The organism is Microbulbifer taiwanensis (assembly GCF_014904815.1).
Lineage (GTDB): Bacteria > Pseudomonadota > Gammaproteobacteria > Pseudomonadales > Cellvibrionaceae > Microbulbifer > Microbulbifer taiwanensis.
The window spans coordinates 1-9,654 of the sequence record NZ_JACZFR010000058.1 but is presented as its reverse complement, the minus strand read 5'-3'; the positions used below and the strand labels follow the sequence as shown (position 1 = coordinate 9,654).

General features: G+C 61.6%; 8 protein-coding genes and 1 tRNA gene. All 9 read right to left on the bottom strand.

Translation table 11 applies throughout. The features are described from left to right. Window positions 1-417: 417 nt before the first annotated feature. The 9 genes from IG627_RS18300 to glpK all read right to left on the bottom strand — a co-directional run bounded on the left by IG627_RS18300 (window position 418) and on the right by glpK (window position 9,548). A tRNA-Ser gene (locus IG627_RS18300) sits at window positions 418-507 on the bottom strand. A 286-nt stretch (window positions 508-793) separates the two neighbouring features. After that, window positions 794-988 (bottom strand): carbon storage regulator CsrA, encoded by a 195-nt coding sequence (csrA, locus tag IG627_RS18295; protein WP_091391203.1) that lies wholly within the window; start codon window positions 986-988, stop codon window positions 794-796. 213 nt (window positions 989-1,201) lie between these two features. Beyond that, the gene (locus tag IG627_RS18290; RefSeq protein ID WP_193194337.1) at window positions 1,202-2,449 is read right to left on the bottom strand and encodes an aspartate kinase; all 1,248 of its coding nucleotides are present in this window, start codon (window positions 2,447-2,449) and stop codon (window positions 1,202-1,204) included. 203 nt (window positions 2,450-2,652) lie between these two features. After that, entirely contained in the window at window positions 2,653-5,283 is a 2,631-nt protein-coding gene (gene alaS, locus IG627_RS18285; RefSeq protein ID WP_193194334.1) for an alanine--tRNA ligase, read from the bottom strand. Between the two features lie 72 nt (window positions 5,284-5,355). Next, complete coding sequence (locus IG627_RS18280; protein WP_193194332.1) at window positions 5,356-5,703, bottom strand: histidine triad nucleotide-binding protein; 348 nt, start codon at window positions 5,701-5,703, stop codon at window positions 5,356-5,358. Window positions 5,704-5,707: 4 nt separating this feature from the next. Beyond that, the gene (locus tag IG627_RS18275) at window positions 5,708-5,896 is read right to left on the bottom strand and encodes a Trm112 family protein (RefSeq protein ID WP_319024608.1); all 189 of its coding nucleotides are present in this window, start codon (window positions 5,894-5,896) and stop codon (window positions 5,708-5,710) included. 221 nt (window positions 5,897-6,117) lie between these two features. Beyond that, window positions 6,118-6,969 (bottom strand): alpha/beta hydrolase, encoded by an 852-nt coding sequence (locus IG627_RS18270; protein WP_193194328.1) that lies wholly within the window; start codon window positions 6,967-6,969, stop codon window positions 6,118-6,120. Between the two features lie 47 nt (window positions 6,970-7,016). Then, complete coding sequence (locus IG627_RS18265; protein WP_193194327.1) at window positions 7,017-8,033, bottom strand: class I fructose-bisphosphate aldolase; 1,017 nt, start codon at window positions 8,031-8,033, stop codon at window positions 7,017-7,019. Window positions 8,034-8,069: 36 nt separating this feature from the next. Further along, entirely contained in the window at window positions 8,070-9,548 is a 1,479-nt protein-coding gene (gene glpK / locus IG627_RS18260; protein ID WP_193194325.1) for a glycerol kinase GlpK, read from the bottom strand. Window positions 9,549-9,654 lie beyond the last annotated feature (106 nt).

Here is a 9,654-nt window from a genome sequence, read left to right as displayed (position 1 = left end):
GGGACGCGTATTCTACACATCCGATCTGCTTAAGCAAGCGCTTTTTGCAGACTTTTTCGAGGCTTCCGAAGCGGCTTCAAAAGCCTTTCCGAAACCCCAGATCACCGTCTCGGGCGACCCTTGAAGTGGCGCGCATTATAGCGACCTCTTCGACCTTGGCAAGCTCTTTTTTGAGAGCTTTTTCGCTTCCGAAAATGCTTTAAAAAAGCGCTTTCCGAAGCGGCGAATCCGCTACCGGCTTCGCTCAAGGTGGCGCGCATTATAGCGGCCATCTTGTTCCCCGCAAGCGCTTTCTCAATGTTTTTTTGAGAGCCACTTTCGAGGCAATTTGCAGAGCAAATTCTCCTGCTCCACAACTCACGGCAGCTTTGCCCTGAGTCAAAAAAAACACCCTCTCGAGAGAGGGTGTTTTCTAGATGGCGGTGAGAGAGGGATTCGAACCCTCGATGAGTGTTAACCCATACGCCCTTAGCAGGGGCGCGCCTTCAGCCACTCGGCCATCTCACCTGGTAATCTTCTGCTCCGAAAGCCGGATGCCGCCTTTCGGGAGCGACCTCATCTGGAGGTCCTGGATCAACGGAAAACCATCGATAGGTGACCGCTGAAAGTGGACGGCATCATACCAACGGCGAGGCAAAAATCAATGGGGAATCAATAACTTTTTGGCGATCGGCCGCTTGCAGAACACTTATTGTACAGATGCCGATCGCGCCCGCGGATGAAGAGCAGTTCCCCTCCCCACCCCCAACGAAAAAAGGCCGGGGTACCGGCCTTTTCGCTGCGGCAACTACGTCTACTCGTTGCCGCCCTCTTCGGAGGATTGTTTCTCGCGCTGGATGCGCTGGTAGATCTCCTCCCGGTGTACAGCCACCTCTTTTGGGGCATTGACACCGATGCGCACCTGGTTGCCCTTCACCCCCAATACGGTAACCGTCACATTGTCACCAACCATCAGCGTCTCGCCAATCCGGCGGGTTAAAATCAACATTACCTACTTCTCCTTGATCATCCTGTGATAGAGCGCAGCGGGATACTCCCTGGAGCTGCGCTTATGGTCATGATAACCGGATGGCGGCGCAAAAGGTCCAAATCTGCCCATCACACTATTCAGTATTGACCAGTCGAACAAAATCTCAACAGGTCGGACTCTGCGCCAAATGACTGAATCGCTATAGATGGTTCGCTGCCGCCAAAGCTCTGGTTATAGTTTCTCGCTCGTCTCCCGGGGCTCCGAGAGCTCGAATTCGCTGTGTAGCGCGCGCACCGCCAGCTCCAGGTAGCGCTCATCGATGATCACCGAGATCTTGATCTCGGACGTGGTGATCATCTGGATATTGATATTGTCTTCCCCCAGGGCGCTGAACATACGGCTGGCCACATTGGCGTGTGAGCGCATGCCCACACCGACGATGGACACCTTGGCGATCTTGTCGTCGGCAACAACCTCCCTGGCCCCCAGCTCGGCGGCCACCCGTTCCAATACATCGCGCGCCTTGGACAGGTCATTGCGATGCACCGTAAACGTGAAGTCAGTGGTGCCATCGACAGAGCTGATGTTCTGCACAATCACGTCCACCTCGATGTTCTCTGCACCAACCGGTGCGAGAATACGGCAGGCCACGCCGGGGGTATCCGGCACACCGCGAATGGTCAGCTTGGCTTCGTCGCGGTTAAATGCGATGCCGGAAACAACTGGCTGTTCCATCTCGTTATCTTCCTCATCCAGACTGATCAGTGTGCCGCCACCCTCCTCAAAGGTAGAGAGGACACGAAGAGGCACTTTATATTTGCCGGCAAACTCCACTGCGCGGATCTGCAGTACCTTGGAGCCGAGACTGGCCATCTCCAGCATCTCCTCAAAGGTGATGCGGTCGAGGCGGCGGGCGCTGTCCACTACCCTCGGGTCGGTAGTGTAGACGCCATCCACATCGGTATAGATCTGGCATTCTGTAGCATCCAGCGCCGCTGCCAGGGCCACACCGGTGGTATCGGAACCGCCGCGGCCGAGGGTGGTGATGTTGCCCTCTTCATCCACCCCCTGGAAACCGGCCACTACAACCACTTTGCCCGCGTCCAGGTCCCGGCGCATACGCTCGACATCGATGCGCTGAATACGCGCCTTGGTATGGGCGTTATCGGTCAGAATCTTTACCTGACCGCCGGTGTAGGAGCAGGCGTCGTAGCCCCGCTTCTTCAGTGCCATACTGAGGAGCGCGATGGTGACCTGCTCGCCGGTGGAAACGATCACATCCATCTCGCGGGGATCCGGCTTTTCCTGGATCTGGTAGGCGAGATCGATCAGGCGATTGGTCTCGCCACTCATGGCGGACAGCACCACTACCATCTCGTGGCCCTTGGCCCGGAAGGCCGCCACCTTGTCGGCCACCGCCTCGATGCGCTCGATAGAGCCCACCGAAGTGCCGCCGTATTTCTGCACGAACAAACTCATGGGGTCAGTGTTTCCTTACTTCGGGCCCGGGAATTGCGCTCTCTCGGTACCAAATCGCGCAAGCCGCGCACTAAATCACCAAATTTCGGTGAAATCAACTTGGAATCTGTGTCAAATTGTCAAATTGGCCGAAATTAACCAGTAAGAGGCAGTGGTCGGTGGTGAGTGGCCAGTGATCAGTCGACCAGCCCCCCGGACCACAATCACTCACCACTCAAACAGCCCTCGATCCAGCCAGGCACCTCTTTCAACATAGCGGGCAGTGCCGCCACATCGGTGCCGCCGCCCTGGGCCATATCCGGACGGCCGCCGCCCTTACCGCCCAGCTTGCCGGCGGCAAAGCGCATCAGGTCACCGGCGGAGACACGACCGGTCAGATCCTTGGTCACCGCAGCCACCAGGGCAACCTTGTCGTCTGCCGGCGCGGCCAGCAGCACTACGCCGCTGCCCAGCTTGTTCTTCATCTGGTCGGCCAGGTCGCGCAGGGACCTGGGGTCAGCGCCGTCAATGGACGCCGCCAGTAGTTTCAGGCCGGCCACCTCCACCGCCTGGCTGGAGAGATCGCCGCCGGCGCCACTGGCAAGGCGGGTCTTCAACTGGGCGATTTCCTTTTCCTGCTTGCGATTATTGATCAGCAGCTGCTCCACCTTGTCCGCCAGGGTATCCGGGCGCGCCTTCAGCAGGGTGGCGACATGCTCCAGGCGCTGCTGCGCCTGATCGAAGAGCGCCAGCGCGTGGGCGCCGGTGACCGCCTCGATGCGGCGCTGGCCGGAGGCGATGCCGCTCTCGCCGACGATGCGCAACAGGCCGATATCGCCGGTACGCTGAACATGGGTGCCGCCGCAGAGCTCCACAGAGAAGGCACTGCCGTCGTCGATTTCCCCCATGGACAACACGCGCACGGTGTCGCCGTATTTCTCACCAAACAGCGCCATAGCGCCCTTCTGCTTGGCGCTCTCGATATCGGTTTCCTCGGTTTGCACCGGCGTATTGGCGCGGATCTGCGCATTCACCAGAGATTCAATCGCGTGCAGCTGTTTGGTTGTCACCGCCTCGGGGTGGGAAAAGTCGAAGCGCAGGCGCTCGGAATCCACCAGCGAGCCCTTCTGGGTCACATGCTCACCCAGTACCTTGCGCAGTGCGGCGTGCAGCAGGTGGGTGGCGGAGTGATTGAGCGCGGTGGCCCCGCGCACATCGGAAGATACTGTCGCGTCGACCTTGTCGCCCACTGCCATGGCGCCGCCCAGCACCTTGCCGGCATGCAGGTGGTGCGCGCCCTGCTTGGTACAGTCGCGCACTTCGAAGCGCTTGTCGTCGACACCGCCAGTGACCACTAAGTAGCCGCTGTCGCCCACCTGGCCGCCGGACTCGGCGTAGAAGGACGTGCGGTCCAGGACGATGGCACCTTCCTCCCCCTCTTCCAGTCGCTGTACCTGCGCGCCATCTTTGACGATGGCAATGATCGTACCCTCGGCTTCGGTAGCCTCATAACCGACGAATTCGGTAGCACCCGGAAGCTCCAGCGCACCGGTGTAGTCCTGCTTGAATTTGCCCGCGGCGCGGGCCCGCTCGCGCTGGGCCTCCATCGCCGCTTCGTAGCCGGCCATATCCAGGGTCAGGCCGCGCTCGCGGGCGATATCCTGGGTCAGGTCGGTGGGGAAACCGTAGGTATCGTGCAGGGTGAAAACCAGCTCGCCGGGAATTTCCGTACCCTCGAGGGAAGACAGTGCGTCCTCGAGCAGCGCCAGCCCTTTATCCAGGGTCTTGGCAAACTGTTCCTCCTCTTTGCGCAGGGCCTTTTCGATGATCTGCCGCTTCTCGCGCAGCTCCGGATAGGCATCGCCCATCTGCTCCGCCAGCGCCTCCACCAGTTTGTAGAAAAAGATTTCCTTGTGGCCCAGCTTGTGACCGTGGCGCACGGCGCGGCGCACAATGCGGCGCAGCACGAAGCCGCGGCCCTCGTTGGACGGCATGACACCATCGGCGATCAGGAAGGAGCAGGAACGGATATGGTCGGCGATCACGCGCAGGGACTTCTCCTCCAGATCGCCGCAGCCGACGATCTCGCCGGCGGCTTTCAGCAGTGCCTGGAAGAGGTCAATTTCGTAGTTGGAATGGACGCCCTGCATGACCGCGGCGATGCGCTCGAGCCCCATGCCGGTATCCACCGAGGGCTTCGGCAGCAGGTGCAGTTCACCGTCGGCGGTGCGTTCGTACTGCATGAACACCAGGTTCCAGATCTCGATATAGCGGTCCAGGTCATCGTTGTCGGAACCCGGCGGGCCGCCGGGCACGTCTTCGCCGTGATCGTAGAAGATCTCGGAGCTGGGGCCACAGGGGCCTGTATCCCCCATCTGCCAGAAATTGTCCTCATCCAGGCGCGAGAAACGCTCGGCGCTGACACCCATCTCCTTCAGCCAGATATCCGCGGCCTCGTCGTCGCTGATATGCACGGTGACCCACAGGCGCTCTTGCGGCAATCCCAGCACTTGCGTCAGGAATTCCCAGGCAAAGCGGATGGCCTCGCGCTTGAAGTAGTCGCCGAAACTGAAGTTACCCAGCATCTCGAAGAAGGTGTGGTGGCGGGCGGTGTAGCCGACGTTTTCCAGGTCGTTGTGCTTGCCGCCGGCGCGCACGCAGCGCTGGGAGCTGACCGCGCGGTTGTAGGGCCGCTGCCCCTGTCCCAGGAAGGTCTCCTTGAACTGCACCATGCCGGCATTGGTGAATAGCAGGGTCGGGTCATTGCCCGGCACCAGGGAGCTGGAGGGCACAATGGAGTGATCCTGCTCGGCAAAGTAATTCAGAAAGGCGTCGCGAATCTGTGCGCTTTTCATCCGGCGTAATTCCACTTCGTTAATTGAGATCTGTTTGGACGGTATCGCCGGTGGCGACACCATTGCATTTCATTATTCGGCCAGCCCTTGTTCCGGCATCCGCTTCTGCGCCAGCAGGTGGATATGCAGGTGAAATACCGTCTGCCCGGCCGCCCGGCCGTTGTTGACCACCAGTCGAAAACCCTCGAGCTGCAGTTTCCTACCCAGCTCCGCCGCCACCCACATCAGGTGGCCGAGCAGCGGCTTGTCGTCGACGTCCGCATCGGACAGGTTTACCAAGGGCTTGCGCGGGATGATCAGCAGATGGGTCGGCGCCTGCGGGGAGCGATCGGGGATCACGATGCACTCATCGTCCTCGTAGATGCGCTCGACGGGGATCTCTCCGGAGATGATCTTGCTAAAGACGCTGGGCTCGGCCATGGGGCTATTTTTCCAGCTTTTCCTCGGCGCTCAGCTGGCGCGCCTCGGACTCCAGCATCACTGGTATGCCGTCGCGCACCGGATAGGCCAGGCCGCTGGCCTTGCACACCAGCTCCTGAGAGTCCTCCCGGTACTCCAGCGGCGCCTTGCTCACCGGGCACACCAACAGGCTCAGCAACTTCTTATCCATGATCCACCCCACATAAACCCCGCGGCCCAGTGCCCCAGGGGCAAAAATGACCGCGTATAGTACAACGGTTGATGGGGTTTTTCACCGTGTCTGCCGCAGGATCTGTGGAGTTTCGAGGAGCGGATAGGCCGACCCCGGTACTCCCCTCTCCCGCAAGCGGCAAAAGGGGGGCTACTCATTCAGGATTCGGGGAAGCACCACGGCGGTTTCCGACGTGGCGGGGCTCAGCCGGATGCCGCCTCCGGCATCGGCAGCAGCGATTTCAGGTGCTGTAGCAATAGTTCACGCGCACCGGGCCCCTCTTCGACCTCATTGAAAACCTCGTGGTAGGCCTCGGGGAAGACATGCAGCGCTTTGGCCTCACAGCCCAATCGCCCGAGCCAGTCGCGGCTGGCCGCACTGTCCACTATGCGGTCGCCATCGGGTAACAGTAGCAGGCAGGGTTCGCTGATCTGGGAAAGGCGCGGGTAGAGATATTCGCGTTCGCGCAGGAAGGTGTCGAACCACTGCATCGACACCCGCCCGTGCACCAGGTCGTCGTTGCGATAATCATCGACTACGGACTGGTCCCGGCTCAGCCAGCGCGGATCCACCCGGTTGGGCAGCGTCAGGGAGGGTGCAAGCTTGACCAGGTGCCGCAACAACCAGAGCTCCAAGCCGCGGGGCTCATTGTGGCCGCGAATTCCCGGCGCCGACAGTATCAGGCTGTCGATACCGCCGAAGCGGATGGCACAGCCGCAGGCGATAACGCCGCCCATACTGTGGCCGAGCAGGTGCAGGCTGCGGCCGGCACCGTCTTTTCCGGTATTGGCTTTCTTTACCAGGCGGATAAATTGATGCAGATCCTCGCTGTAGAGGGCGAAGTCGTCGATATGGCCGCGCTTTCCATCCGATAGGCCGTGACCGTAATGGTCGAGTGCGTAGACACTGAAGCCGGCGCAATTCAGGTAGCGCGCCAGATGCCGGTAGCGACCACTGTGCTCACCGAGCCCATGGGAAATCACTACGACGCCGAGCGCCTTCTCTACCCACCAGCGACGGTAGTGGAGGCGGTTTCCACGGGTGACAAAGTCCATTGCTCTCTCCTCATCTTTATTCTTCTTTTTATCAACCCAAGGTTACATCATTCCTTTTCCAGACTCTCACGGTATTCGCCCAACATTGCCAGGTGATTGAGGCGCGCCCGCTTCAACAGCGCCTGCTGCGCCGCCGGCCCCTGCTCCGCCCTGCCCTGCCAGGCCTTCAGCGCCGGCTCCTGCAGTGCGCGGCCATAGGAAAAACTGAGCTGCCAGGGAGACTGCCACAGCTGGTTGAGAGCATTCAGGTTCGCGGTCGCCTCCTCCGGGCCCTGGCCGCCAGAGAGAAAATTGATACTCGGCACCGCGGCCGGCACGGCGCGGCGCAGGCTGCGCAAAGTGTACTCTGCCACCTGCTCTGGAGAAGCTTTGGCGCAATCCTTCCCCGGCGTAACCATGCTGGGCTTCAGGATCATCAGCTCCAGCGCCACGCCATAGCGGTGCAGGGCATGGAAGACCTGGTGCCACACCTGCTCATTCACCTCGGCGTCGCGCTCGATACTGTGATCGCCGTCCATCAGCACTTCCGGCTCCACAATCGGCACTATACCGACGGACTGACACACCGCCGCATAGCGGGCCAGCATTTCCGCATTGGCCGTCAGCCCCAGCCGAGTGGGATTGTGTGGACTGACCGGGTAGACCTCCCGCCACTTGGCGAAACGTGCGCCCTGCTCCTTGTAGCCGGCCAGCCTTTCGGCGAGGCCGTCGAGGCCATAGGTGATCATATCGCCAGCGGTGCCCGGCAGCGGCCCCTTTCCCTTGTCCACCTTGATTCCGGGAACAATCTTCTGCGCTGCCGCCACCTGCGGCAGCGGGGTGCTCCTGTCATCTGGCTGGCCGAGAGTTTCCTCGAACAGGATCACCCCGCTGACATAGTCGCCCAGCGCCTCAGTGGACAGAAGCAGCGAGCGGTAGAAGCGGCGGCTCTCCTCCGTCGATTCCACGCCTATGGAGTCGAAGCGCTTGGCGATGGTGCCGCTGCTCTCGTCTGCGGCCAGTATGCCGCGACGGCCGTCCACCATATCGGCGATGGTATCCTGCAACTCTCGGTTCACTGACATGGTTTGTCACCTCCTTCCTTGAGGATAGCGGCCCGCTCAGAATGCGCGGCAGGCGGCCACGGCCCTGCGCCAGCCGGCGACCAGTCGTTCGCGTTCGTCAGCGGCCATCTTGGGCAGGAAATCCCGCTCTATATCCAGCAGACTTTCCGGCAGTGCCCCGGCACGCCAGATTCCGGCACCGATACCGGCCAGCAGCGCCGCGCCCACGGCTGTCGACTCTATCTGCCTGGGCCTCTCCACCCGCAGTGCGGAAATATCCGCCTGGAACTGCATCAGGAAATTGTTGGCACTGGCGCCGCCATCCACGCGCATATGGCTGATCGGCAGCCCAAGGGCTTCCCCCATCAGCCGCGCCAGCTCGTCGCTCTGGTAGACAATGGATTCCAGGGTGGCGCGCACCAGCTCTGCGCGACCGGCACCACGGCTGAGGCCGCAAATGGTTCCGCGCGCCGAGGAATCCCAGTGGGGCGCCCCCAGGCCGCTGAAGGCCGGCACCAGGTAGACACCGCGGGTGTCCGGCACGCCCTGCGCGATCATTTCCGTCTCCGCCGCCTGCTGGATCAATCCCATCTCATCCCGCAGCCACTGCACCGCCGAACCGGCGGTAAAAACCGCCCCCTCCACCGCGTAGACGGGCTGGCCAGCGGCATCGCAGGCAATGGTGGCGAGCAGCCCCTCCGGCAGCTGCGGCCGCTCACTTCCGGCATAGGTCAACATAAAGCAGCCGGTGCCGTAGGTATTCTTGATTGCACCCGGACGGGTACAGCCCTGGCCGAAGAGCGACGCCTGCTGATCGCCGGCCACGCCGCTGATGGGCACGGTCGCACCGAGGAAGGATTCCGGGTCGGTGTCGGCGAAATGGCCGGCAGAGGGCAGTATTTCCGGCAATATGGATTCGGGGCAGCCGAAGAGATCCAGCAGCTCGATATCCCATTGCTTTTCATCGAGGTTGTACAGCAGCGTGCGGCTGGCGTTGGTGTGATCGGTCAGGTGGGCACGGCCACCGCTCATTTTCCAGATCAGCCAGCTATCCACGGTGCCGAAACAGAGTTCACCGGCGCGGGCGCGCTGCAACAGTTCCGGCTGGTTGCGGAACAGCCACAAGAGCTTGCTGGCGGAGAAGTAGGCGTCCAGCACCAGGCCGGTCTTGTCCCGCAGCCAGCCGGCCCTGCCGGCATCGGCCAGTTCCCTGCAGATGTCGGCGGAGCGGCGGCACTGCCACACGATCGCCGGGCACACCGGCTCACCTGTCTGGCGATCCCACAGGATCGTGGTTTCCCGCTGGTTGGTGATGCCTATTGCCGTCAGGTCCGGCGCGGCTATACCGGCGCGCTCCAGCGCGGCGGCGCAGACGCGCAGAGTGACCTGCCAGATTTCCTCGGCTCGCTGTTCAACCCAGCCGGGCTGGGGATAGTAATTGGGGAGTTCGGAGTAGCTGCGGCCAATCAGGCTGCCGCTGCTATCGAAGACAAAGGCGGTGGTGCCGGTGGTGCCCTGGTCTATGGACAGGATCATAGGGACTTCTCGCGCTTATTATTCTTGACCTCATCATCCTGTAGGAGCGGGGGGGCGGCGCGCCGCCCCCCCCCCCCCCCCGCCCCCCAGCCCAGAATAAGAAGGG

Excerpts from the sequence above, each read along its gene's own strand:
- csrA (WP_091391203.1), bottom strand. The coding sequence starts at position 988 with ATGTTGATTTTAACCCGCCGGATTGGCGAGACGCTGATGGTTGGTGAC.
- IG627_RS18265 (WP_193194327.1), bottom strand. The coding sequence starts at position 8,033 with ATGTCAGTGAACCGAGAGTTGCAGGATACCATCGCCGATATGGTGGAC.
- IG627_RS18280 (WP_193194332.1), bottom strand. The coding sequence starts at position 5,703 with ATGGCCGAGCCCAGCGTCTTTAGCAAGATCATCTCCGGAGAGATCCCC.
- alaS (WP_193194334.1), bottom strand. The coding sequence starts at position 5,283 with ATGAAAAGCGCACAGATTCGCGACGCCTTTCTGAATTACTTTGCCGAG.
- IG627_RS18290 (WP_193194337.1), bottom strand. The coding sequence starts at position 2,449 with ATGAGTTTGTTCGTGCAGAAATACGGCGGCACTTCGGTGGGCTCTATC.
- IG627_RS18270 (WP_193194328.1), bottom strand. The coding sequence starts at position 6,969 with ATGGACTTTGTCACCCGTGGAAACCGCCTCCACTACCGTCGCTGGTGG.
- glpK (WP_193194325.1), bottom strand. The coding sequence starts at position 9,548 with ATGATCCTGTCCATAGACCAGGGCACCACCGGCACCACCGCCTTTGTC.